19 protein-coding genes are annotated in these 24,369 nt (G+C 52.7%); 7 read left to right on the top strand and 12 right to left on the bottom strand.

All coding sequences use genetic code 11. From position 1 onward, the window contains the following. The first annotated feature begins 109 nt into the window (after positions 1–109). Entirely contained in the window at positions 110–1,336 is a 1,227-nt protein-coding gene (gene rtcB / locus FEK50_RS14185) for an RNA-splicing ligase RtcB (RefSeq protein WP_131161844.1), read from the top strand. Positions 1,337–1,339: 3 nt separating this feature from the next. Beyond that, a complete protein-coding gene (rtcA, locus tag FEK50_RS14180) occupies positions 1,340–2,356 on the top strand; it encodes an RNA 3'-terminal phosphate cyclase (protein WP_131161891.1) in 1,017 nt (338 codons plus the stop codon). Positions 2,357–2,398: 42 nt separating this feature from the next. Here the strand turns inward: rtcA and malT are convergent, their stop codons facing one another. Next, the gene (gene malT / locus FEK50_RS14175; RefSeq protein WP_130261037.1) at positions 2,399–5,104 is read right to left on the bottom strand and encodes an HTH-type transcriptional regulator MalT; all 2,706 of its coding nucleotides are present in this window, start codon (positions 5,102–5,104) and stop codon (positions 2,399–2,401) included. Between the two features lie 623 nt (positions 5,105–5,727). Between malT and malP the strand changes: the two genes are divergently transcribed. After that, positions 5,728–8,121 (top strand): maltodextrin phosphorylase, encoded by a 2,394-nt coding sequence (gene malP / locus FEK50_RS14170; protein ID WP_131161843.1) that lies wholly within the window; start codon positions 5,728–5,730, stop codon positions 8,119–8,121. 9 nt (positions 8,122–8,130) lie between these two features. Beyond that, positions 8,131–10,215: a 4-alpha-glucanotransferase gene (malQ, locus tag FEK50_RS14165; protein WP_131161842.1), complete on the top strand. Its 2,085-nt coding sequence runs from the start codon at positions 8,131–8,133 to the stop codon at positions 10,213–10,215. A gap of 110 nt (positions 10,216–10,325) precedes the next feature. Here the strand turns inward: malQ and gntT are convergent, their stop codons facing one another. The 3 genes from gntT to gntX all read right to left on the bottom strand — a co-directional run bounded on the left by gntT (position 10,326) and on the right by gntX (position 13,299). After that, positions 10,326–11,642, bottom strand: a complete 1,317-nt coding sequence (gntT, locus tag FEK50_RS14160; protein ID WP_001131743.1) for a gluconate transporter — start codon at positions 11,640–11,642, stop codon at positions 10,326–10,328. A gap of 339 nt (positions 11,643–11,981) precedes the next feature. Then, positions 11,982–12,557, bottom strand: coding sequence for a Fe-S biogenesis protein NfuA (gene nfuA / locus FEK50_RS14155; protein WP_000619389.1), 576 nt, complete (start codon positions 12,555–12,557; stop codon positions 11,982–11,984). 58 nt (positions 12,558–12,615) lie between these two features. Continuing rightward, complete coding sequence (gene gntX, locus FEK50_RS14150; protein ID WP_130209003.1) at positions 12,616–13,299, bottom strand: DNA utilization protein GntX; 684 nt, start codon at positions 13,297–13,299, stop codon at positions 12,616–12,618. A 37-nt stretch (positions 13,300–13,336) separates the two neighbouring features. Between gntX and bioH the strand changes: the two genes are divergently transcribed. Continuing rightward, positions 13,337–14,107 (top strand): pimeloyl-ACP methyl ester esterase BioH, encoded by a 771-nt coding sequence (bioH, locus tag FEK50_RS14145; RefSeq protein ID WP_131161841.1) that lies wholly within the window; start codon positions 13,337–13,339, stop codon positions 14,105–14,107. A gap of 18 nt (positions 14,108–14,125) precedes the next feature. Here bioH and FEK50_RS14140 read toward each other — a convergent pair whose 3' ends face one another. From FEK50_RS14140 to greB, 8 genes are all read right to left on the bottom strand, one after another. Further along, positions 14,126–14,491, bottom strand: coding sequence for a type II toxin-antitoxin system PemK/MazF family toxin (locus FEK50_RS14140; RefSeq protein WP_130208999.1), 366 nt, complete (start codon positions 14,489–14,491; stop codon positions 14,126–14,128). Next, positions 14,485–14,754: an AbrB/MazE/SpoVT family DNA-binding domain-containing protein gene (locus FEK50_RS14135; RefSeq protein ID WP_130261031.1), complete on the bottom strand. Its 270-nt coding sequence runs from the start codon at positions 14,752–14,754 to the stop codon at positions 14,485–14,487. The genes FEK50_RS14140 and FEK50_RS14135 overlap by 7 nt, the downstream gene beginning before the upstream one ends. A gap of 72 nt (positions 14,755–14,826) precedes the next feature. Next, positions 14,827–15,705, bottom strand: a complete 879-nt coding sequence (gene rpnA / locus FEK50_RS14130) for a recombination-promoting nuclease RpnA (RefSeq protein ID WP_131161840.1) — start codon at positions 15,703–15,705, stop codon at positions 14,827–14,829. Positions 15,706–15,908: 203 nt separating this feature from the next. Continuing rightward, positions 15,909–16,145 carry a [Fe-S]-dependent transcriptional repressor FeoC gene (gene feoC / locus FEK50_RS14125; protein ID WP_000157586.1) on the bottom strand — a complete coding sequence of 79 codons (237 nt, stop codon included), beginning with the start codon at positions 16,143–16,145 and terminating at the stop codon, positions 15,909–15,911. Positions 16,146–16,155: 10 nt separating this feature from the next. After that, positions 16,156–18,477 carry a Fe(2+) transporter permease subunit FeoB gene (feoB, locus tag FEK50_RS14120; protein WP_130261029.1) on the bottom strand — a complete coding sequence of 774 codons (2,322 nt, stop codon included), beginning with the start codon at positions 18,475–18,477 and terminating at the stop codon, positions 16,156–16,158. Positions 18,478–18,493: 16 nt separating this feature from the next. Continuing rightward, positions 18,494–18,721 carry a ferrous iron transporter A gene (gene feoA, locus FEK50_RS14115; protein WP_001200455.1) on the bottom strand — a complete coding sequence of 76 codons (228 nt, stop codon included), beginning with the start codon at positions 18,719–18,721 and terminating at the stop codon, positions 18,494–18,496. A 456-nt stretch (positions 18,722–19,177) separates the two neighbouring features. Then, positions 19,178–21,499, bottom strand: coding sequence for a Tex family protein (locus FEK50_RS14110; protein ID WP_131161839.1), 2,322 nt, complete (start codon positions 21,497–21,499; stop codon positions 19,178–19,180). 96 nt (positions 21,500–21,595) lie between these two features. Next, the gene (gene greB, locus FEK50_RS14105) at positions 21,596–22,072 is read right to left on the bottom strand and encodes a transcription elongation factor GreB (protein ID WP_000856744.1); all 477 of its coding nucleotides are present in this window, start codon (positions 22,070–22,072) and stop codon (positions 21,596–21,598) included. A gap of 227 nt (positions 22,073–22,299) precedes the next feature. Between greB and ompR the strand changes: the two genes are divergently transcribed. Continuing rightward, on the top strand, positions 22,300–23,019 hold the full coding sequence (gene ompR / locus FEK50_RS14100; RefSeq protein WP_001157751.1) for a two-component system response regulator OmpR: 720 nt from the start codon (positions 22,300–22,302) through the stop codon (positions 23,017–23,019). Continuing rightward, entirely contained in the window at positions 23,016–24,368 is a 1,353-nt protein-coding gene (gene envZ, locus FEK50_RS14095) for a two-component system sensor histidine kinase EnvZ (RefSeq protein WP_130261028.1), read from the top strand. The genes ompR and envZ overlap by 4 nt, the downstream gene beginning before the upstream one ends. Position 24,369 lies beyond the last annotated feature (1 nt).

The following is a 24,369-nucleotide window of genomic DNA, read 5'->3' as shown; positions in this document are numbered from 1 at the left end:
AGATATAATCTATTTAAAAACAATGAATTAAAAAATTAAGCTGCTTATTTAATTTTCTGGCACGACGGTTGCAATTATCAGGACATACCAACGAAAAGAGAAAAGCAAAATGAATTACGAATTACTAACCACTGAAAATGCCCCGGTAAAAATGTGGACCAAAGGCGTGCCGGTAGAAGCCGATGCGCGTCAGCAACTTATTAATACGGCGAAGATGCCGTTTATTTTCAAACATATTGCGGTAATGCCTGATGTACACCTGGGTAAAGGTTCCACCATTGGTAGCGTTATCCCGACCAAAGGGGCGATTATTCCGGCGGCGGTGGGCGTGGATATTGGCTGTGGAATGAACGCACTGCGTACCGCGTTAACGGCGGCAGACCTGCCTGAAAACCTGGCGGAGCTGCGTCAGGCGATTGAAACTGCCGTACCGCACGGGCGTTCCAATAATCGTAGCCGTCGTGATAAAGGCGCATGGGAAAATCCGCCTGTTAACGTCGATGCTAAATGGGCTGAGCTTGAAGCCGGTTATCAGTGGTTAACACAAAAATATCCGCGTTTCCTCAATACCAATAATTATAAACACCTGGGAACGCTGGGAACGGGTAACCACTTTATTGAAATCTGCCTTGATGAGTCGGACCAGGTGTGGATTATGCTGCACTCCGGTTCACGCGGAATTGGTAACGCCATCGGGACTTACTTTATCGATCTGGCGCAAAAAGAGATGCAGGACCAGCTTGAAACGCTGCCATCGCGTGACCTGGCGTACTTTATGGAAGGTACGGAATACTTTGATGATTACCTGAAAGCCGTGGCCTGGGCGCAACTTTTTGCCAGCCTTAACCGCGATGCGATGATGGAAAACGTGGTAACGGCGTTGCAGAGCATTACGCAGAAAAAGGTAAGACAGCCGCAAACGCTGGCGATGGAAAAGATCAACTGTCACCACAACTATGTGCAAAAAGAACAGCACTTTGGCGAAGAGATCTATGTGACGCGTAAAGGGGCGGTGTCTGCGCGTGCTGGTCAATATGGAATTATTCCCGGTTCGATGGGGGCGAAAAGCTTTATCGTCCGTGGGCTGGGAAATGAAGAGTCGTTCTGTTCGTGCAGCCACGGTGCCGGACGGGTAATGAGCCGTACTAAAGCGAAAAAACTGTTCAGCGTGGAAGACCAAATTCGAGCCACCGCGCATGTGGAATGCCGTAAAGATGCCGAAGTGATCGACGAAATCCCGATGGCGTATAAAGATATTGATGCGGTGATGGCGGCACAAAGCGATCTGGTGGAAGTTATCTATACCCTGCGTCAGGTGGTGTGCGTAAAAGGATAAATGATGAAAAGGATGATTGCGCTGGATGGCGCACAGGGCGAAGGCGGCGGGCAGATCCTGCGCTCGGCGCTGAGCCTGTCGATGATAACCGGCCAGCCATTTACCATCACCGGCATTCGTGCCGGACGGGCGAAACCGGGGCTGTTGCGCCAGCATCTGATGGCGGTAAAGGCGGCGACGGAAATTTGCAGAGCAACGGTGGAAGGCGCGGAACTGGGGTCGCAGCGCCTGGTCTTCCGGCCCGGTAACGTGCGTGGCGGCGATTATCGCTTTGCTATCGGTAGCGCCGGAAGTTGTACGCTGGTGCTGCAAACGGTGCTGCCCGCGCTGTGGTTTGCCGATGGGCCTTCGCGTGTTGAAGTGAGCGGCGGCACCGATAACCCGTCGGCCCCGCCTGCGGATTTTATGCGCCGGGTGCTGGAGCCGCTGCTGGCGAAAATAGGAATTCATCAGCAAACCACACTATTACGCCACGGTTTTTATCCTGCCGGAGGCGGCGTGGTGGCAACGGAAGTCGCGCCCGTGACATCGTTTAACACCTTGCTACTTGGCGAGCGCGGAAACATTACGCGGATGCGTGGTGAGGTGTTACTGGCTGGCGTGCCGAGGCATGTCGCTGAACGTGAAATCGCTACGCTGGCGGGGAGTTTTTCCCTGCATGAGCAGAATATTCATAACCTGCCGCGCGACCAGGGGCCGGGTAATACCGTCTCGCTTGAAGTCGAAAGTGAAAATATTACCGAACGCTTTTTCGTCGTCGGTGAAAAGCGCGTCAGCGCCGAAGTGGTCGCGGCACAACTGATAAAAGAGGTGAAGCGCTACCTGGCAAGCACGGCGGCGGTGGGGGAATATCTTGCTGACCAGCTAGTGTTGCCAATGGCGCTGGCGGGCGCGGGACAATTTACGGTCGCCCATCCCTCATGCCATCTGCTGACCAATATTGCGGTGGTGGAGCGTTTCTTGCCCGTGCGGTTCAGTCTGATAGAAACAGACGGCGTAACGCGAGTGAGCGTTGAATGATGCAGAGATGTCAGCCGGATCTGGCGCGTTATCCGGCTAAATTCACACTCCATACCCCATCATCTTCAGCAGTTTCTGCGCGTGTTGTACCGCAGCCTGGCGGTGGGCGACGCCGAGTTTTTGGTACAGATTGCGGATATGCGTCTTGATAGTGGTCGCCGCGACTTCCAGCTCGCCCGCAATTTGCTCGTTGCTGTAGCCGGAGTAAATCAGCCCCAGTACCTGCCATTCACGTTGCGTCAGCGGGCTGGTGCGGATTAGTTCTGGCACTTCCGGATGATTTAGCAGACGTTCAACGAAACTCTCATCGAAATGAGCGAATTTATGTCGATGATGTTGATTGATTTCCCGCAGAATACGCTGCGCGCGGTGCTGTTCCAGTTCCGGCAGCGTATTAAGCTGAATCAGCTGGCGCAGTTGTTGCGCCATTGCTTCGCCTTCAATAACAAAATGACTGATAAATCCAGTGCGGTTTGCCAGTTTTAATGCATCCAGCAACACACGCTGGGCGTCGCTTTTACGCCCGGCTTGCCAGTACAACTGATTGAGTAGAAGCAGGTTACGGTTGAGGTCGCTCATCAACCGCAGACTGCGGGCGTTTTCGTTCAGTTCTTCGAGGACTATTTCCGCCGGTTCAAACTCTCCCAGCAAGATTTGTGCGCGGGCAATGTTGCGCCATTGACCTTGCAGGAAGTGATTGTTCGCAAACTCTGGTTTCGCAGTATGGCTCAGCCAGTTGGCGGCAGCCGCTTTATCTCCGGTCATTTGCCAGTAAATCACCCGGACTTTGTTGGCGTTAGAGATCCAGTCGCTGTGATATTTGCCATTCCCCAGCAGGTTTTCCAGACGGTTTAGCTGGCTACGGGCGTTATCTAAATCGCCACGGGCCAGCGAGCATTGGATCAACATTGCCAGGCACTGAAGCTGTTGCTGCGGCTGATAAGACGACAAGACTTCAATCCCGCTTCGTGCCGAGGCTTCGGCTTCATCCAGCCGCGCCCAGGCCCATAGCAGCTGTGCACGGATGCGCACCAGAAACTCATGCATCGGCAACTGTTCCAGATGCTGCTCGTTTATCAACTGGAACGCTTTTTCCTGTGTTTCCCATGCAGTTTGCAGGAACCCTTGGGCAAACAGAATTTCACTTTGCTGGATTAAACTCCACAAGGCGTAGTGCCAAACATCGTGCTGACGTGCCATTTGTTCGGTTTGCTGCATTAACGCCAGTGAACGGGTCAATTCACCTTTGCAGTGCAACACTTCGCCAAGCACGGAGGTTGCCACAATGCGGCTGTAGAACCAGCCCGGAGGCAGTTCTTCCAGTGCCAGTTTTGCCAGCCGTTCAGCTTCATCCGGATTGCCGTCGTTAATCGCCACCTGGGCGCGCAAAGCGTTAAATTCTGCGTGCATGGTGCCTTCTCTGATGTCCTTGATCTCATGCTCGGCACGTGCAAGCAGGGTGTTCACTTCGCCATAGCGATGTTGGCTTTGCATCAGCCACGCCTGCAACAACACCAGCTGTGGGTTTTCCAGCAGGCTGTCCCACGGCAGGGCGTTGAGCGACTCTTCCAGCAGTGACAGTTCGCTATGGTTGAACAAACTCCAGGCGTGATTAAGCAGAATATCGCGCAGCATCAGCGCGTCGCCCGCGGCCAGCGCATGATGAATAGCTTCGCTGGGAAAACCTTGCGCCATCCAGCTTTCTGCAGCGGCACGATGAATTTCGGGCAGTTCCGCCGCCAGTTCCCACTGGCAGCGCTGGCGCAGGAAGTTGCCAAACAATGGGTGATAGCAGAACCACTCGCCGGTATCATCCATCCGTTGCAAAAACAGTCCCTGACGCTCAATTTCTTCGAGGCGCATTTGCCCGTTGTCTTCACCTGTCACGCGGGTGATTAGCGTATCGTTCATCGATCGCAAAATGGCACTTTTCAGCAGGAAATGACGTGTTGCCAGATCAACGTTATCTAACACTTCATCGACCAGATAATCAGAAAGATGGCTGGCATTAATGCCCGCCAGGCGACGTGCGGATTTGTGCGCAGAGTGGGTATTCTGTCGGACGGAGAGGGCGATTAATTGTAAAGCCGTTGCCCAACCAGAAACGTCATCGCAAATCCGGCTACTTTCAGCGGCTTCGATGGGTGAAGACAGACGGCAATCAAAAAACTGCTTGGCTTCCTGGTGGGTAAACGCCAGTTGCTGGCTGCCAATTTCCAGCAGTTGGTCACGTACACGCAAATTGGCAATACCCAGTTGCGGAAGATTGCGCGACAAAACTACCAGGGTCAGATTTTCCGGTTGATGACGAATAAAGAAGCGCATTGACTCGTGAATCACTGGGTTAGTGATCAGATGATAATCGTCAATAACCAAGTAGAGCGGCTGGTGCCACTCTGCCAGTTCGATAAACAGTTGGGCAAAAAGTGAGGATAGACTGGCATATTGCCGCTTTTGCGCCATCACTTCACTGGCGGGGCAATGCCCGTTGGTGGCCTGTTGAATTGCGGCAATCAGGTAGCTGGCGAAACGTTCTTGCTGGTTATCGCCGTCATCCAGCGAGTACCAGCCCAAATCGTTTTTGCCTGCCGCCCATTGGGATATGAGTGTGGTCTTTCCGTAGCCCGCAGGACTTGTGATCAGCACCAGCCTGAAGTTGTTCGCGCCGGAAAGTTTAGCCAGCAGGCGCTCACGAACCACGGTATGGTCGAGTCGAACCGGACGACTTAATTTTGACGGAATCAGCATAGTTAATCACTTCACTGTGGAAATTGAGGAAATATTATTTTTTTTGCGCTTCGTAATTAATGGTTATAAGGTCGGCTAGAAATCTGTGCAATGCAAGCGATGACGGTTTTTTATGTGTCTGAATTTGCACTCTGTCACAATTCAAAACCTTTATTAATGTTTCATCTTAAAACTACGCTGATCCAGCGTAGATACTGGATCTTATGGTGTTTTCTCATGGTTCAATAGTGTTATTAAAGCAATGATGCTTCCTTAATTCATGATGAAAGGTCTATCTAAAAAGATGATCTTAATAAATCTATTAAGAATGAGATGAATCACGATTGGTATTTCATTGCTGAAACTATTTCGCTGCTTTACTTAATTTATAGAGTGGCTTTCCGCTTTTTGATAATACGCGACGCCCTTTCTTACTGTTAATCGTCGGTTTTTTTGCGCTCTTTGGCACTGGGCCGATGCTTTTGCAGTTGATTGCACTACCTTTAAGTGTTCGCGATCACATTTTCTTGCTCATCCCCGTCACTCCTCCCCGCCTAATCCCCCGTAGGATGAGGAAGGTCAACATGGAGCCTGGCAAACTAACGATAACGTTGTGTTTAATGTCTAAGAAAACTGGAACTCCTATGTCACAACCCATTTTTAATGAAAAGCAATTTCAGGAAGCCCTGTCACGTCAATGGCAGCGTTATGGCTTAACTTCTGCAGCTGAGATGACCCCTCGTCAGTGGTGGCAGGCCGTGAGTGAAGCGCTGGCGGAAATGTTGCGTGCCCAGCCTTTTGCCAAACCGACGGCGAATCAGCGCCATGTTAACTACATCTCAATGGAGTTTTTGATTGGTCGTCTGACGGGCAACAACCTGTTAAATCTCGGTTGGTATCAGGCTGTTCAGGATTCGCTGAAATCCTATGACATCAACCTGACAGATCTGCTGGAAGAAGAGACTGACCCGGCGCTGGGCAACGGCGGTCTGGGCCGTCTGGCGGCATGTTTCCTCGATTCAATGGCGACCGTCGGACAATCCGCAACAGGCTATGGTCTGAACTATCAATATGGTCTGTTCCGTCAGTCATTTGTTGACGGTCAACAAATGGAAGCGCCAGATGACTGGCATCGCAGTAACTATCCGTGGTTCAGCCATAATGAAGCGCTTGACGTGCAGGTTGGGATTGGTGGCAAGGTCACGAAAGACGGTCGTTGGGAGCCCGCATTTACCATTACCGGCCAGGCGTGGGATTTACCTGTGCTGGGCTACCGAAATGGTGTGGCGCAGCCGCTGCGTTTATGGCAAGCGACACATGCGCATCCGTTTAACCTCACCAAATTCAACGACGGCGATTTCCTGCGTGCTGAACAACAGGGCATTGACGCTGAAAAACTGACTAAAGTGCTCTATCCAAACGACAACCATACTGCCGGTAAAAAACTGCGTCTGATGCAGCAATATTTCCAGTGTGCTTGTTCGGTTGCCGACATTCTGCGTCGTCACCATCTGGCGGGGCGTAAACTGCACGAGCTGGCAGATTACGAAGTCATTCAGCTCAACGATACCCACCCGACTATCGCTATTCCAGAACTGCTGCGCGTGCTAATCGATGAGCACCAGATGAGCTGGGATGACGCATGGGCAATCACCAGCAATACCTTTGCTTATACCAACCATACCCTGATGCCAGAAGCACTTGAGTGCTGGGATGAGAAGCTGGTAAAAGCCCTGCTGCCACGCCATATGCAGGTAATCAACGAAATCAACAACCGCTTTAAGAAGCTGGTGGAAAAAACCTGGCCGGGCGATAAAGCGGTATGGGCGAAGCTGGCGGTGGTGCATGACAAACAAGTTCGCATGGCCAATATGTGCGTGGTAAGCGGCTTTGCGGTAAACGGTGTGGCGGCGTTGCACTCGGATCTGGTGGTGAAAGATCTGTTCCCGGAATATCACCAGCTATGGCCGAACAAATTCCATAACGTCACCAACGGCATTACCCCGCGTCGCTGGATCAAACAGTGCAACCCGGCACTGGCGGCATTGTTGGATAAGTCACTGAAAAAAGAGTGGGCTAACGATCTCGATCAACTGATTAATCTGGAAAAATTCGCTGATGACGCGAAATTCCGTCAGCAATATCGCGAGATCAAACAGGCGAATAAAGTTCGTCTGGCGGAGTTTGTGAAAGTCCGTACCGGTATTGAAATCAATCCTCAGGCGATTTTCGATATTCAGATCAAACGCCTGCACGAGTACAAACGCCAGCACCTGAATCTGCTGCATATTCTGGCGTTGTACAAAGAAATTCGTGAAAACCCGCAGGCTGACCGCGTACCGCGCGTCTTCCTCTTCGGCGCGAAAGCGGCACCGGGCTACTACCTGGCGAAGAATATTATCTTTGCGATCAACAAAGTGGCTGAGGTGATCAACAACGATCCGCAGGTGGGCGACAAGCTGAGGGTTGTATTCCTGCCAGATTATTGTGTATCTGCTGCGGAAATGCTGATCCCGGCGGCGGATATCTCCGAGCAGATCTCCACCGCAGGTAAAGAAGCTTCTGGTACTGGCAATATGAAACTGGCGCTTAACGGTGCGCTCACTGTCGGCACGCTGGATGGTGCAAACGTGGAGATCGCCGAGAAAGTCGGTGAAGAGAATATCTTTATCTTTGGTCATACCGTGGAGCAGGTTAAGGCGCTGAAAGCTAAGGGCTATGATCCGGTGAAATGGCGGAAGAAAGATAAGGTGCTTGATGCGGTATTAAAAGAGCTGGAAAGCGGTAAATATAGCGATGGCGATAAACACGCGTTTGACCAGATGCTGCATAGCCTCGGTAAGCAGGGCGGCGATCCGTATCTGGTGATGGCGGACTTTGCGGCTTATGTCGAAGCGCAAAAACGCGTGGATGTGCTGTACCGCGACCAGGAGGCCTGGACTCGCGCGGCGATCCTCAATACCGCCCGCTGCGGTATGTTTAGCTCGGATCGCTCAATCCGTGATTATCAGGCCCGTATCTGGCAGGCAAAACGCTAAGGAAGCGCGATGGAAAGCAAACGTCTGGACAAAGCCGCGTTGGCGGCGGGGATCAGCCCCAATTACATCAATGCCCACGGAAAACCGCAGTCGATTAGCGCCGAAACCAAACGGCGTTTGCTTGATGCGATGCATCAAAGTACCGCCACGAAAGTGGCGGTAACACCAGTGCCAAATGTCATGGTGTATACCTCCGGGAAAAAAATGCCAATGGCGGTAGAGGGCAGCGGCGAATTTAGCTGGTTGCTGACCACCGAAGAAGGTACGCAGTACAAAGGCCACGTGAGCGGTGGTAACGCGTTCAATCTACCGACGAAGCTGCCGGAAGGTTATCACACGCTGACGCTTACTCAGGATGAACAGCGTGCTCATTGTCGGGTGATTGTCGCCCCGAAACGCTGCTACGAACCGCAGGCATTGCTCAACAAGCAAAAGCTGTGGGGGGCCTGCGTTCAGCTTTATACGCTGCGATCGGAAAAAAACTGGGGTATTGGGGATTTTGGCGATCTCAAAGCGATGCTGGTGGATGTGGCGAAACGTGGTGGAGCGTTTATCGGCCTGAATCCGATTCATGCGCTCTATCCGGCAAACCCGGAAAGCGCCAGCCCATATAGCCCGTCTTCTCGCCGCTGGCTGAACGTGATTTATATCGACGTCAACGCCGTTGAAGATTTTCAGCTTAGCGAAGAGGCGCAAACCTGGTGGCAGATGCCGACGACGCAGCAGACGCTGCAACAGGCGCGGGATGCCGACTGGGTCGATTATTCCACGGTTACCGCCCTGAAAATGACAGCATTGCGCATGGCGTGGAAAGGTTTCGCGCAACGTGATGATGAGCAGATGACCGCGTTTCGCCAGTTTGTTGCAGAGCAAGGCGACAGCCTGTTTTGGCAGGCAGCCTTTGATGCGCTACATGCCCAGCAAGTGAAAGAAGACGAAATGCGCTGGGGCTGGCCAGCATGGCCTGAGATGTATCAGAACGTGGATTCGCCAGAAGTGCGTCAGTTCTGCGAAGAACATCGCGATGACGTCGATTTTTATCTCTGGTTGCAGTGGCTGGCTTACAGCCAGTTTGCCGCTTGCTGGGAGATAAGCCAGGGCTATGAAATGCCGATTGGCTTGTATCGTGACCTGGCGGTTGGTGTAGCAGAAGGTGGGGCAGAAACCTGGTGCGACCGTGAATTGTATTGCCTGAAAGCGTCGGTTGGCGCGCCGCCGGATATCCTCGGCCCGTTGGGGCAGAACTGGGGCTTGCCGCCGATGGACCCGCATATCATCACCGCGCGTGCCTATGAACCGTTTATCGAGCTGCTGCGTGCCAATATGCAAAACTGCGGCGCATTACGAATTGACCATGTGATGTCGATGCTGCGTTTGTGGTGGATACCGTATGGCGAGACGGCGGATCAGGGGGCATATGTTCACTATCCGGTGGATGATCTGCTCTCGATTCTGGCACTCGAAAGTCAGCGTCATCGCTGCATGGTGATTGGGGAAGATCTCGGCACTGTACCAGTAGAGATTGTCGGTAAACTGCGCAGTAGCGGTGTTTACTCCTATAAAGTGCTCTATTTCGAAAGCGACCACGAGAAGACATTCCGCGCGCCGAAAGCGTACCCGGAGCAGTCGATGGCAGTTGCGGCGACACACGACCTGCCAACGCTTCGCGGTTACTGGGAGAGCGGTGATTTAACGCTGGGCAAAACGCTGGGGCTGTATCCGGATGAAGAGGTGCTACGCGGTTTGTATCAGGATCGTGAGCAGGCGAAGCAGGGGCTGCTGGATGCACTGCACAAATATGGCTGCCTGCCTAAACGCACCGGGCATAAGGCGTCGCTGATGGCGATGACGCCGACGCTTAATCGTGGTTTGCAACGCTACATTGCCGACAGCAACAGCGCCCTGTTAGGGCTACAGCCGGAAGACTGGCTGGATATGGCGGAACCGGTAAATATTCCTGGAACCAGTTACCAGTACAAAAACTGGCGACGCAAGCTTTCCGCAACGCTTGAGACGATGTTTGCCGATGATGGGGTGAACAAGTTGATCAAGGATCTGGACAAGCGGCGCAGGGCGGTAGCGAAGAAGAAGTAGAGTGCGGTTGATGCCGGATGCGACGCTTGACGCGTCTTATCCGGCCTACTAATTGATACCGAATCGTAGGCCGGATAAGGCGGTCACGCCGCATCCGGCCATCAGTATTATCAAATCACCATATTCAGCAGCAGACAGCCAACCAGACCGCACACTGAGATAATGGTTTCCAGCATCGACCAGGATTTGATGGTCTCGCCGATAGTCAGGTTAAAGTACTCTTTGAACAGCCAGAAGCCCGGATCGTTCACGTGCGAGAAAATCACACTACCGGAACCAACCGCAATAACCATCAGCTCTGGGCTAACACCCGTCGTTGCAATCAGCGGCGCAGCGATACCACCCGCAGTGATTGCTGCAACGGTTGCGGAACCCAGCGCGATACGCAGTACGGCAGCAATCGACCAGGCCATCAGCAGCGGAGAAATGTTGGTTTCGTGCATCATGGAAGCAATGTATTTGTCCACGCCGCTGTCTACCAGCACCTGCTTGAACGCACCGCCACCGCCGATGATCAACAGCATCATCGCAATGATTTTGATGGAAGAAACCAGCGTGTCGTTAATCTGATCCATTGAACGGCCACGGTTCAGACCAAAGGTGAACATCGCAATCAGCACGGCAATCAGCGTAGCCATTACCGGGTCACCGAGGAACTCCGCCACCGGCAGGAAAGCGTGACCTTTCGGCAGGATCATTTCGGCAATCGCACGCATCGCCATCAGCACAACTGGCACCAGAGAAGTCCAGACGCTGACGCCAAAGCTCGGCATCTCTTCTTCGCTGAAGGTTTTCGCGCTGTACAGACCTTCCGGGATTGGCTTATCGATACCTTTCAGCACGCGAGCGTAAACCGGACCCGCGAGAATCACGGTCGGGATTGCCAGAATGGTACCGTACAGCAGGGTTTTACCCATATCGGCGTTGAAAATGGTAGCAATCGCAGTCGGGCCCGGATGCGGCGGCAGGAAGCCGTGGGTGACAGACAGCGCAGCGGCCATCGGTACACCAACGTACAACAGTGGAATATTCGCCGCTGCAGCGATAGTGAACACCAGCGGCAGCATCAGTACGAAACCCACTTCATAGAACAGGGCAAAACCAACGGTAAAACCGGTTAGTACCACGGCCCACTGGATATGTTTTTTACCAAATTTGGCAATCAGCGTGGTGGCGATACGTTGTGCACCGCCACAGTCTGCCAGCATTTTGCCCAGCATCGCGCCAAAACCCATGATCAGGGCAAGGCTGCCGAGCGTCCCGCCGACACCGGCTTTGATAGAGCCAATAACTTTATCCAGCGGCATCCCTTGCATTAATCCAACAGCAAGCGCCACCAGGACGAGGGCGATGAAGCCGTTCATTTTGAAGCGGATCATCAGGAGTAATAACAAGATTACACCGATAGCAACAATGACTAATGGCATGATTTACCTGGCCTTTAATTTGTTATGGGTAACGTCAGGTTTCTGACGACAAATCCTGGTTGTCCCAACTGGGAACAGAGATACAACGGCACCACGGCTGATGACTCCTAAAACGAATTAGTGTAGTCAAATGTTATGAGTGTGTTTGGTGCCCACAAGAATGATACGGGTAACATTGCGTGCTTGAGAATCACCAGAGCGGGGTAAATTTAAATTATGAGAGGTTGGTCATATTATCGCGGGGAAACGAAGGGATGGATTTGCCGAGTCAATGCCTGGCAGATGGCCCGAAAAGACGCTTTAGCGTCGCATCGGGCAATCTACAAAAGAGAGGGTAACTTAGTAGTAGGAGTGTTCGCCGCGCTGGTGTTCGGTGAGATCGCGTACACCTTTCAGCTCCGGGAATTCGTTCAGCAGCTGCTTCTCGATCCCTTCCTTCAGCGTCACATCGACCATAGAACAACCGTTACAGCCGCCGCCGAATTGCAGAATGGCGTAGCCGTCTTCGGTGATTTCCATCAGCGAAACGCGACCACCGTGACCGGCAAGTTGCGGGTTGATCTGCGATTGCAGCATGTACTCCACACGCTCCATCAGCGGCGCATCGTCAGCCACTTTACGCATTTTGGCGTTTGGTGCTTTCAGCGTCAGCTGAGAACCCAACTGGTCGGTAACAAAATCAATCTCTGCATCTTCCAGGTAAGGTGCGCTTAACTCATCAACATACGCGGTCAGCAGGTCAAATTTCAGGGCGGTATCGGTGGCTTCCACAGCGTCCGGCGGACAATAAGAAACACCACATTCAGCGTTAGGCGTGCCAGGGTTAATCACAAATACGCGGATTTGTGTCCCTTCTTCCTGGTTTGCCAGCAGTTTGGCAAAGTGCGCTTGTGCAGCATCGGAAATACGGATCATAGTAATGGCCTAATAGTTGACTATTTTAGTTGGTTATAATACGCCCATCATCGAGGCTCTACAAGGTTCGACAAAGGCACCAGACCTGGACTGTCGCCGCACCATTGCGTAAAAGCAGCTGCGCAATCTCTGCGACGGTACTTCCGGTGGTAACGACATCATCCACAATCACCATATGGCGACCTTGCACGGGCAATTCAAGGCGAAAAGCATTCTTCAGATTGCGTCTGCGTAGTCGGGCGCTGAGGAAATGCTGGGTCGCAGTGGCTCGTGTACGCATGACGGCTTCGCTATCCCATTGGCAATTCAACCAGCGTGATAACGGCTGACACAGCAAGTCGCTCTGATTAAACCCCCGACGCCAGTGACGGCGCTGCCATAACGGGACGCTGACGATGCGATCCGGCAGTTGTAATCCGGTAGTCCGACGGGCGTGTAAGACTTCTAATAGTAACAGACGTGACAGGGCGCTGGCGATTTCGCTGCGTAGCGAAAACTTAAGCTGGTGGATAAGCGGACTTAAGGGGGGCGCATAGTCGGCGACCGTGACTAGTCTTTGCCAGGGCGGCGGTTTTTGCAGGCAGCGACCGCAAGGAAGATGTGAGTGTGTGGCAGGTAATCCACATTGTGGGCATAGCGTTTTATCTGTACGGGCGGCACGAGAGCATACCGAACAAATCCCCCAGTGACCTAACGCCAGCGGCATTCGGCATAGCCAGCATAATCCCGGTACTGTTAGCATATGTTCATCCTTGTAAGTAAAAAGAGAACAATAGCGGATGAATAACATCTGGTGGCAGACCAAAGGTCAGGGGAATGTTCATCTTGTGCTGCTGCACGGATGGGGACTGAATGCCGAAGTGTGGCGTTGCATTGACGAGGAACTTAGCTCGCATTTTACGTTGCATCTTGTTGATCTTCCAGGCTTCGGGCGCAGCCAGGGATTTGGTGCGATGTCGCTTGCTGATATGGCTGAAGTGGTGCTGCGACAGGCGCCGGACAAAGCTATCTGGCTAGGCTGGAGTCTCGGCGGGCTGGTGGCAAGCCAGATTGCGTTAACCCATCCCGAGCGTGTTCAGTCGTTGGTTACCGTGGCATCGTCGCCGTGTTTTAGTGCTCGTGACGAGTGGCCGGGGATAAAACCGGACGTGCTGGCAAGTTTCCAGCAGCAACTGAGTGAAGATTTTCAGCGCACAGTAGAACGGTTCCTTGCGTTACAAACCATGGGTACAGAAACGGCGCGCCAGGATGCGCGAGCGCTGAAGAAAACCGTTCTGGCGTTACCGATGCCGGAGGTTGACGTGCTTAATGGCGGACTGGAAATTCTGAAAACGGTCGATCTCCGTCAGCCGTTGCAAAACGTACCCATGCCGTTTTTGCGATTGTATGGCTATCTCGACGGTCTGGTGCCGCGCAAAGTGGTGCCGATGCTGGATAAACTCTGGCCGCACAGCGAGTCATACATCTTCGCCAAAGCGGCCCATGCGCCGTTTATTTCGCATCCGGTCGAGTTTTGTCACCTGCTGGTGGCGTTGAAGCAGAGGGTGTAGGTGGTAAGTGAGAGCTAATTATTGTGGGTCGATTAAATTCACCAGTTTACTGATAACTTCACTAATCAATGCTTCATCGGCAACGGTATGAAATTTAGCGCCACGGGCAATAAGATCGACGGCTTTTAGCTGGTGACAAAGTACAACGCCATGCAGGCTACCGGTTTGCGTATCATGGGGGAGGACGCTCACTGTCACCCCTGTGGAACGCGCTGCATTTGCGCCTGTTGAAATTGGACAGCACATAGCAACTTTTAAAACATTGTTGAGTTCTTTGTCCGTTACCACAATGCAATAATGTGGTCCGCGAAGTTCATGTCCGGCAACCGGATCAGGGTTAAAATACCATATCTCTCCACGATGTGGCGTCCTTGCCTTTACCATGCTTCATTACCTTTTTTTCCTTCAGCCCATCCTTCTGTGGACTGATTTAACTCCGTAATTTCGTTTTCATCGATCTGGCTCAACAACTGCGCGACGGTAAGACGCCCACGCGGTTTGTGCTCTGTGGGGCGCAAATTAACACTATCGCCTTTTTTCTCCACGGTAAGTTCCGTCCCTGGTGACCATCCAAGATCGGTAGCAAGATCTCGTGGGATAGTAACGATCATGGCTCCTCCTTGTTGCCGTAATTTCACTGTCTGCATATTAGTTCCTTAAGTGCTACTTTGTGTTACATACAAGATAGCACAAAGTAGCACTTAAGCAGGGGATAGTGTCTACTGACTCGCCGCAGCCAACTCTTCTTCTGACAGCCCGGTAAAGCGTATGATGTCTGCAAGAGGGACTCCCGACTCAAGCATTATTTTGGCTATATGCAGGGCTTTGGATTGTTCTCCCTCCTGCCGCAATCTTTCCGCAATAGTCATAAAACTCTCCTTGTGTTTCGGTGAACGTTCGGCAACGCCGTCGATAAAATCGTTAAAACGTACCGCGTCGCCGGTTTGCAATATGTAATTAAACAGCCCTTTGATTTGTCTGTCATTAGCGTATCCACTACTTAATAAGCAGGCCATTTGCTCTACCAGCCCTAACAGATCGCGTTGGCGTATATGTTTTTGAATTAACTCCAAAAGCGCCATACGTCGGTGCTGCATGATTTCATCATCAGGCATGACGGTGACATCAATCAGCGGAAATGCAGAGGCGTAAAGCTGCCTTGCCAGTTTGGGATCGGCAAAACAATCCAGCCAACACAGCGAATAGGGATAGGGGCTTTCAATACCATGGTAAAACAACAACGGCACCACCATCGGCAACGTTTTGTATCCGGCATCAAGGTGGTTTTGCATTGCGGCAATGGCGTAACGCATCATGCGAAATGCGATCAGTTTGTTTGAGGTGCTTTGATGTTCAATCAGGCAATAGATGTATCCTGGTCCTTGCTCGGTTTTCACCGACCACAGCACGTCGGAGTAGCTTTCACGCAGATCGTCATCAATATAACTGCTCGACTCCAGCTTGAGGGTTTTCATATCACAGAGCGCGTGAATGGGGGCCGGTAAATGGAACGCAAGAAAATCGCGTGCCGTGTCCGGTTGGCGTAAAAAGAGTTTGAACAGTGCATCGTGTGGGGTGGAACTCTGCTTTTTGCTCATGGCGTTCCTTCACCTGTTGTTTGAATGCCGCGACTCTACGCGCCACTCCACACCTGTGCATTAGCCAGTTTTCATCCCTGCGAGACGCTTTCAGAGGAACTTACGCTGTGCTGCAAGAATTGCATTTTTATGGAAAGCCGCACGCAAAAAAAGCCCGGTAGCAAACGCATACCGGGCTTTTCAAAACAGGCGATGGAGTATGGTTAACGCAGCGCCCACCACTCGCGCAGACAGGCTTTTCCTTCCGGGCAGCTTTTACAACTGCCGGAGAGGCAGCCGTCAGGTTCTTCCTGAATCCGCACTGCTTTGCCCATACTTTCCAGTTGTTGCAGCATGGCGTTAATCATTGGCTGTGGAGTGTTCAATGTCTGGCTTATCTGGGCCGCTTCCATACGGCCCCGTAACGCCAGCAAATCACGCACCTGAATGAGCGAAGCCATTGCTGTATCCTTAGTGGCAATCGCCAGTGGTGCTGGCTGCACAGCAACTGCTTACCGATTTGCGCGTTGCCAGCAGTTCGATATCCACCCGGCTACGCGCGCGGCGCAGCAAACCGATAACCACGATGTTAAACAGGATAACCGCCAGAATGCACACCAGGCTGTAGGTTGGATGCTGGCTGTAGCTGGCAACCTGATAGAACAATGTTGCCAGCGAGTAAGCGATATTCAGCCCCCACAGGATGGAGAAGCCCATCCAGCCACGGCTTGATTCACGGGCGATGGCTCCCATCACCGAGATGCACGGTACATACAGCAAGACGAAAATCAGGTAGCTGTAAGCGGCAGCTGCGCTACCGAATTTCTGATCCATCACGCCCATCGCCCCGGTACCCATTTCGCCGTCGCCTTTGCTTGCTTCAATGGGGTTCATCAGTACGCTAAGACTGAAGGTGTCTTTCAGGCTCTGCCAGGTTTCATCTACCGCGCTGAACAGCTCTTCACCGAGGTTAAATTCTGCTGGATTGAACTCTTCGTCCTGAATATTTTCTGCGGTGTAGAGAGTGTTGAGCGTACCCACCACCACTTCTTTCGCCATGGCACCTGTAAACAGGCCAACCGTTGCCTGCCAGTTATCTTCATGTACGCCAATCGGTTTGAAGACCGGGGTGATCACACGGCTAACGGAAGCCAGTGCCGAGTCGTTGATGTTATCGACGATTTTCCCGCTCAACGAGAAGCTGTTGAAGGCGCTCAGGAAAATGCTGACGATGATGATCACTTTACCTGCGCGCATCACGAAGCCTTTCAGACGCTGCCAGGTCTGGATAATCAGACTCTTAACGTGTGGTACGTGGTAGACCGGCAGCTCCATGACAAACGGCGTCGCTTCACCGCGCATGATGGTGTACTTGAGCATCAGGCCAGTCAGCACCGCCATCACGATACCCAGCATATACAGCGAGAAGACCGCCAGCGCGCCGTTCTGCCCGAAGAAGGCAGCCGCAAATACTGCGAAGATAGCCAGACGCGCGCCGCAGGACATAAACGGTGCCATCATAATGGTCATCAGGCGTTCACGCGGCGCATCAAGAGTTCGCGCACCCATCACAGACGGCACGTTACAACCGAAGCCGACGATCAGCGGCACAAAGGATTTCCCCGGCAAGCCCAGCGCCTGCATCAGGCGGTCCATCACAAACGCCGCACGCGCCATATAACCGGAGTCCTCGAGGAAGGAGAGGAACAGATACATCATGCCGATCTGCGGCACCAGCGGCAGCACGGTGTTAATACCGCCGCCCAGGCCCTGGGCGAGGAAGATAGTCAGCCAGTCCGGGAAGTGGAGCGTGTAGCCAATCCACTGAATACCATGCACAAATAGCGCCACGGAGCCGACGTCAAACAGCGGCTGTAACGCCCCGCCGATGTTGATAGCGAGCAGGAACATCAGGTACATCACAAAGAGGAAAATCGGCAGCCCGAGGAAACGGTTGAGCACGATTTTATCCACTGCCGTGGTGAAGCGACTGGGTTCTGCCGTCAGCGTGTTGCTTACCACATCGCAGATAGCAGCAATACACTGGTAACGCGCATCGGCAATATGCAGCGCCGGATCGTCCATCTCATTACGCAGACGGGCGAGGGCGGCATCCAGATGCTGCGACGCTTCACCGGCGTAGGCGCGGCTGTAGATATCGCCTTCCAGCATTTGCAGACCCAGCCAGCGACGCTGTTTGAGCGGAATGTCGGACGGCATCACTTTTGCCAGTGAATCTGCTTCGTTGAGCAGCGGCTGTGCGTAATGCACCAGTTCTACATTGTCGTTGGCTTTGTAGCGGTCAATCGCCAGTTTCAGAGCTTCGATACCGCGACCACGCGTGGAAACCAGCGGGATCACCGGGCAGCCAAGACGCGCCGACAGCGCATCAATTTCAATGCGAATATTTTGCTTCTCGGCAATGTCGAGCATGTTCAGCGCCACGATGCAGGGAATACCGAGTTCCAGCAGCTGCAGCGTCAGGTAAAGGTTACGCTCAAGGTTAGACGCATCCACCACGTTAATCAGCAGATCAGCGTCGCCACTCAAAATGTAGTGGCAGGCGATTTGCTCGTCCAACGACGTCTGCGATGAAATAGTAGTCAGAGAATAAGTACCGGGCAGGTCCACCAGCGTGACCTGATGATCGGTGGTGGAAAACTGACCCTCTTTACGTTCGACGGTAACGCCAGCCCAGTTTCCTACACGCTGACGTGCTCCGGTGAGCTGGTTAAATAAGGTTGTCTTGCCAGAATTTGGATTACCAATTAAGCCAATGGTTAATTTTTTCATTGTTGTTATCACCGTATTAACAGGAAACCGCTTCCACTTCTAATAAGGCCAGATCTTTTTTGCGTAATACCAGGCTTACACGACGGGTTTCGATATGAATGGGATCGCCGAGTGGAGCGACGCGCACCACATTAAAAGAGGAGCCAGGTAACATGCCAAGAGAAAGCAGCTTCTGACGATATGCCGGGCTGATTTCACGGGAAAAGCCAGTGATTTTCCACGCAGTATCTGGAGTGTATTGCATAGGTGCCTACTTGTTTCTCATTAACTGGATAACTACCTCATGGGGCGTTTGACAGCGACATGGGACCAGATGATTTGCCAACGAAGGAGAGATTAAATAATCAACAGTACAATGATAATGAGAATGGTTTCTATCAGCAATACTTAAAATGTGTGCGAATGTTGGTTTAGATAATAATCTGCGTGAATGTTGATGTGGCTCAAGGTTATATCGGAGCAAAAATATAATTCGGAGGACGAATTATTATGGCTGCTTAATGTTTTATTAAGGTTTCAATTGTTAATGTTGTGATAAATATTGACGAAATATAGTGTGAGTTTCGTTGTGGAATAAAAATGCCGGAGATATTCTCCGGCATTTTTATGTCAGGCAAGGCGTTCGTTGCCAGATGCGGCGTGAAAGCCTTATCTGGCCTACGATTTCGTGCAAATTCGAACCGTAGGCCAGTCGGAGCGTTTAACGCTTTTTGCCCATTGCCGCTGCCAGCGCATCCATCATCGCGCTATTACCGGCAGGCTGCGCTTCACGCCCACGCGGTTTGGCTGCCGGGCGGTTGTTTTGCGGGCGATCGTTACCGCCGCCGCGACGAGCGTTGGTTTCGCCAGGCTGCTCGTCCAGACGCATGGTCAGGGCGATACGTTTACGCTGAAGATCCACTTCCAGCACTTTCACCTTCACAATGTCGCCTGCTTTCACCACGGTATGCGGATCTTCCACAAACTTGTTCGACAAAGAAGAGATGTGAACCAGGCCGTCCTGATGTACGCCGATATCAACAAAAGCACCAAAATTGGTGACGTTGGTGACAGCACCTTCGAGGATCATACCCGGTTGCAGGTCGTTCATCGTTTCGACGCCATCAGCAAACTGAGCGGTTTTAAATTCCGGACGCGGATCGCGACCCGGTTTTTCCAGCTCTTTGATGATGTCGGTTACTGTCGGCACACCGAATTTCTCATCGGTGAAATCAGACGCTTTCAGATTACGCAGTTCACTGCTGTTACCCATCAGATCTTTCAGCGCCTGCTGTGTTGCTGCCAGAATGCGTTCCACCACCGGATAGGCTTCCGGGTGAACGGTAGACGCGTCCAGCGGGTTATCGCCGTGGTTAATGCGCAAGAAGCCCGCGCACTGTTCGAAGGCTTTCGGCCCCAGACGGCTCACTTTTAACAGTTGCTGACGGTTCTGGAACTGACCATTTTCATCGCGCCAGGCCACGATGTTTTGCGCCATCATGCGCGTCAGGCCCGCCACGCGAGTTAACAGCGGAACAGAAGCAGTATTCAGATCAACGCCAACGGCGTTTACGCAGTCTTCTACTACTGCATCCAGCTTGCGGGCCAGCTGCGTCTGGCTGACGTCATGCTGATACTGACCAACGCCGATAGATTTCGGATCGATTTTCACCAGCTCCGCCAGCGGATCCTGCAAACGGCGGGCGATAGATACTGCGCCACGCAGAGAAACGTCGAGATCCGGGAACTCCTGCGCTGCCAGCTCGGAAGCCGAGTAAACCGACGCGCCAGCTTCGCTGACGATCACTTTCTGCGCGGTAACCTTCGGGAACTGCTTCTGGACATCAAGATAGAAACGCTCGGTTTCGCGGGAAGCCGTACCGTTACCGATCGCTACCAGTTCAACATTATGTTTTTCACACAGGGCGGCAACGGTCATCGCCGCCTTTGCGGCCTGTCCGGTGTGCGGATAAATGGTATCGGTTGCTACCAGTTTGCCCGTTGCGTCGACCACCGCTACTTTTACCCCGGTACGCAGACCCGGATCGAGGCCCATCGTCGCACGCAGTCCGGCAGGGGCCGCCATCAGCAGATCGTGCAGGTTACGGGCAAAGACATTAATCGCTTCATCTTCCGCACGTTCGCGCACGGTTCCCATCAGTTCTGTTTCCAGGTGCATCAGCACCTTGATGCGCCACGTCCAGCTCACCACGCCTTTGCGCCAGCTATCCGCCGGGGCATTGTTCAGGCGCAGGCCGAGATGATCCATGATGATTTGCTCGCAATAGCTCTCTTTCGGCGGCTCGTCGAACTGCGGATCGGCATTCAGCGAAAGCTGGAGTACACCTTCGTTACGCCCACGGAACATCGCCAGAGCGCGGTGAGAAGGCACCGTTGACAGCGGTTCGTGATGATCGAAATAGTCGCGGAATTTTGCCCCTTCCTCTTCTTTACCGTTCACTACGGTCGACACCAGATGCGCGTTCTTCCACAGATAATCACGCACTTTCGCCAGCAGCGCGGCATCTTCGGCAAAGCGTTCCATCAGGATATAGCGCGCGCCGTCCAGCGCGGCTTTGGTATCTGCCACGCCTTTATCGGCATCAACATATTGTGCAGCGGCGACTTCTGGCGTGTGTGATGGATCGCTCCACAGTAGGTCAGCCAACGGCTCAAGCCCTGCTTCAATGGCGATTTGCCCGCGGGTACGACGTTTCGGTTTGTAGGGCAGGTAAAGGTCTTCGAGTTCGGTTTTGCTCAAGGTAGCGTTGATGGCATTCGCCAGCTCGTCGGTGAGTTTACCTTGCTCAGAAATGGACTTGATAATAGCCTGACGTCTCTCTTCCAGCTCGCGCAGATAGCTCAGACGCGTTTCCAGATTACGCAGCTGCGTGTCATCCAGACCGCCGGTGATTTCCTTACGATAACGTGCGATAAACGGCACGGTATTCCCTTCGTCAAGCAGGCGAACGGCAGCGTCAACCTGTTCCGGGCGCGCCTGGATTTCACCCGCAATAATGCGGCAGAACGAATCATTCATCATGGTTTGAGTTCATCTTTTCGGATCAAAAATCAGGGGATAGTTATACGGACTGGCTGGCAAAAATGCCAGCCATCGGCAGGAGGTTAAGACTCTTCCTTACGGTTTCACGTACTCGATAGCATTAACATACCAGCTCGCTTCCCCGGCAGGGGTATTCACCACCGCCAGATCGCCCACCTCTTTTTTCAGCAATGCGCGGGCCATCGGGGAATCGATAGAGATGTAATCTTTACGGCCAAAGATTTCATCGTAGCCGACGATACGGAAACGGTGAGTCACGCCATCATCGTTTTCAATCTCTACCCACGCGCCAAAGAAAACTTTGCCTTCCTGCTGGGGCGAGTAATCGACGATTTTGAGATTTTCCATGCATTTAGTGAGATAGCGCACACGACGGTCGATTTCACGCAGGCGCTTTTTATTATACTGATAGTCAGCGTTTTCGCTGCGGTCGCCCAGACTTGCGGCCCAGGTCACCTTCTTTGTGACTTCCGGGCGCTCTTCACGCCAGAGATAATTTAGCTCTTGTTTGAGTTTTTCATACCCTTCCCGGGTAACCAGGGGCGTTTTCATCTCGTTGATTCCCTTTGTCTGTTTGATAATGCGCACATTGGGTATAACGTGATCATATCAACAGAATCAATAATGTTTCGCTGAATAAATTGTATACTTAAGCCGCTGTTTAATATGCTTTGTAACAATTTAGGCTGAAATTCATACCAGATTTAGCTGGTGACGAACGTGAGCTTTTTTAAGAATACACGCTTACAAATTGTTGCGAACCTTTGGGAGTACAAACAATGCAAGAGAACTACAAGATTCTGGTGGTCGATGACGACATGCGCTTGCGTGCGCTGCTGGAGCGTTATCTCACCGAACAAGGCTTCCAGGTTCGAAGCGTCGCTAATGCAGAACAGATGGATCGCCTGCTGACTCGTGAATCTTTCCATCTTATGGTACTGGATTTGATGTTACCTGGTGAAGATGGTTTGTCGATTTGCCGACGTCTTCGTAGCCAGAGTAACCCGATGCCGATCATTATGGTAACGGCGAAAGGGGAAGAAGTTGACCGTATCGTTGGCCTGGAAATTGGTGCTGACGATTACATTCCAAAACCATTTAACCCGCGTGAATTGCTGGCCCGCATCCGTGCGGTGCTGCGTCGTCAGGCGAATGAACTGCCGGGCGCGCCGTCACAGGAAGAAGCTGTGATTGCTTTCGGTAAGTTCAAACTTAACCTGGGTACGCGTGAAATGTTCCGCGAAGATGAACCGATGCCGCTGACCAGCGGTGAATTTGCGGTTCTGAAGGCGCTGGTCAGCCACCCGCGTGAGCCGCTCTCCCGCGATAAGCTGATGAATCTTGCCCGTGGCCGTGAATATTCCGCAATGGAACGTTCCATCGACGTGCAGATCTCTCGTCTGCGCCGCATGGTGGAAGAAGATCCGGCGCATCCGCGTTACATTCAGACCGTTTGGGGTCTGGGCTACGTTTTCGTGCCGGACGGTTCTAAAGCATGAGGCGATTGCGCTTCTCGCCACGAAGTTCATTTGCCCGCACGTTATTGCTCATCGTCACCTTGCTGTTCGTCAGCCTGGTGACGACTTATCTGGTGGTGCTGAACTTCGCGATTTTGCCGAGCCTCCAGCAGTTTAATAAAGTCCTCGCGTACGAAGTGCGTATGTTGATGACCGACAAACTGCAACTGGAGGACGGCACGCAGCTGGTTGTGCCTCCCGCTTTCCGTCGGGAGATCTACCGTGAGCTGGGGATCTCTCTCTATTCCAACGAAGCTGCCGAAGAGGCCGGGCTGCGTTGGGCGCAACACTATGAATTCTTAAGCCATCAGATGGCGCAGCAGCTGGGCGGTCCGACGGAAGTTCGCGTCGAGGTTAACAAAAGCTCGCCTGTCGTCTGGCTGAAAACCTGGCTGTCGCCCAATATCTGGGTACGTGTGCCGCTGACCGAAATTCATCAGGGCGATTTTTCTCCGCTGTTCCGCTATACGCTGGCGATTATGCTGTTGGCGATAGGTGGGGCATGGCTGTTTATTCGTATCCAGAATCGACCCCTTGTTGATCTCGAACACGCTGCTTTGCAGGTGGGTAAGGGGATTATTCCGCCGCCACTGCGTGAATATGGCGCTTCGGAGGTGCGTTCGGTTACCCGAGCCTTCAACCATATGGCGGCTGGTGTTAAGCAACTGGCGGATGACCGCACGCTGCTGATGGCAGGGGTAAGTCATGACCTGCGCACGCCACTCACGCGTATTCGCCTGGCGACCGAGATGATGAGCGAGCAGGATGGCTACCTGGCGGAATCGATCAACAAAGATATCGAAGAGTGCAACGCCATCATTGAGCAGTTTATCGACTACCTGCGCACCGGGCAGGAGATGCCAATGGAACTGGCGGATCTTAATGCGGTGCTTGGTGAGGTGATTGCCGCGGAAAGTGGCTATGAGCGTGAAATTGATACCGCGCTTTATCCTGACTGCATAGAAGTGAAAATGCATCCGCTGTCAATCAAACGTGCGGTGGCGAATATGGTGGTGAACGCTGCCCGTTACGGCAATGGCTGGATTAAAGTCAGCAGCGGAACGGAGCCAAATCGCGCCTGGTTCCAGGTGGAAGACGACGGTCCGGGTATCGAGCCTGAACAGCGTAAGCATCTGTTCCAGCCTTTTGTCCGCGGCGACAGTGCGCGCACCATTAGCGGCACGGGACTAGGCTTGGCGATTGTGCAGCGTATCGTGGATAACCATAACGGGATGCTGGAGCTTGGCACCAGCGAGCGGGGCGGGCTTTCCATTCGCGCCTGGCTGCCATTACCGGTAACGCGGGCGCAGGGCACGACAAAAGAAGGGTAAA

Origin of the sequence: Escherichia sp. E2586, from assembly GCF_005781105.1 — a bacterium.
Taxonomy (GTDB): Bacteria; Pseudomonadota; Gammaproteobacteria; order Enterobacterales; family Enterobacteriaceae; genus Escherichia.
Note: the sequence above shows the minus strand (reverse complement) of the source record. Positions and strands in the feature narration are given on the sequence as shown.

Bases quoted from the DNA above. Each gene is read 5' to 3' on its own strand.
- rtcB (WP_131161844.1), top strand. From the start codon at position 110: ATGAATTACGAATTACTAACCACTGAAAATGCCCCGGTAAAAATGTGG.
- rtcA (WP_131161891.1), top strand. From the start codon at position 1,340: ATGAAAAGGATGATTGCGCTGGATGGCGCACAGGGCGAAGGCGGCGGG.
- malT (WP_130261037.1), bottom strand. From the start codon at position 5,104: ATGCTGATTCCGTCAAAATTAAGTCGTCCGGTTCGACTCGACCATACC.
- malP (WP_131161843.1), top strand. From the start codon at position 5,728: ATGTCACAACCCATTTTTAATGAAAAGCAATTTCAGGAAGCCCTGTCA.
- malQ (WP_131161842.1), top strand. From the start codon at position 8,131: ATGGAAAGCAAACGTCTGGACAAAGCCGCGTTGGCGGCGGGGATCAGC.
- gntT (WP_001131743.1), bottom strand. From the start codon at position 11,642: ATGCCATTAGTCATTGTTGCTATCGGTGTAATCTTGTTATTACTCCTG.
- nfuA (WP_000619389.1), bottom strand. From the start codon at position 12,557: ATGATCCGTATTTCCGATGCTGCACAAGCGCACTTTGCCAAACTGCTG.
- gntX (WP_130209003.1), bottom strand. From the start codon at position 13,299: ATGCTAACAGTACCGGGATTATGCTGGCTATGCCGAATGCCGCTGGCG.
- bioH (WP_131161841.1), top strand. From the start codon at position 13,337: ATGAATAACATCTGGTGGCAGACCAAAGGTCAGGGGAATGTTCATCTT.
- FEK50_RS14140 (WP_130208999.1), bottom strand. From the start codon at position 14,491: ATGGTAAAGGCAAGGACGCCACATCGTGGAGAGATATGGTATTTTAAC.
- FEK50_RS14135 (WP_130261031.1), bottom strand. From the start codon at position 14,754: ATGCAGACAGTGAAATTACGGCAACAAGGAGGAGCCATGATCGTTACT.
- rpnA (WP_131161840.1), bottom strand. From the start codon at position 15,705: ATGAGCAAAAAGCAGAGTTCCACCCCACACGATGCACTGTTCAAACTC.
- feoC (WP_000157586.1), bottom strand. From the start codon at position 16,145: ATGGCTTCGCTCATTCAGGTGCGTGATTTGCTGGCGTTACGGGGCCGT.
- feoB (WP_130261029.1), bottom strand. From the start codon at position 18,477: ATGAAAAAATTAACCATTGGCTTAATTGGTAATCCAAATTCTGGCAAG.
- feoA (WP_001200455.1), bottom strand. From the start codon at position 18,721: ATGCAATACACTCCAGATACTGCGTGGAAAATCACTGGCTTTTCCCGT.
- FEK50_RS14110 (WP_131161839.1), bottom strand. From the start codon at position 21,499: ATGATGAATGATTCGTTCTGCCGCATTATTGCGGGTGAAATCCAGGCG.
- greB (WP_000856744.1), bottom strand. From the start codon at position 22,072: ATGAAAACGCCCCTGGTTACCCGGGAAGGGTATGAAAAACTCAAACAA.
- ompR (WP_001157751.1), top strand. From the start codon at position 22,300: ATGCAAGAGAACTACAAGATTCTGGTGGTCGATGACGACATGCGCTTG.
- envZ (WP_130261028.1), top strand. From the start codon at position 23,016: ATGAGGCGATTGCGCTTCTCGCCACGAAGTTCATTTGCCCGCACGTTA.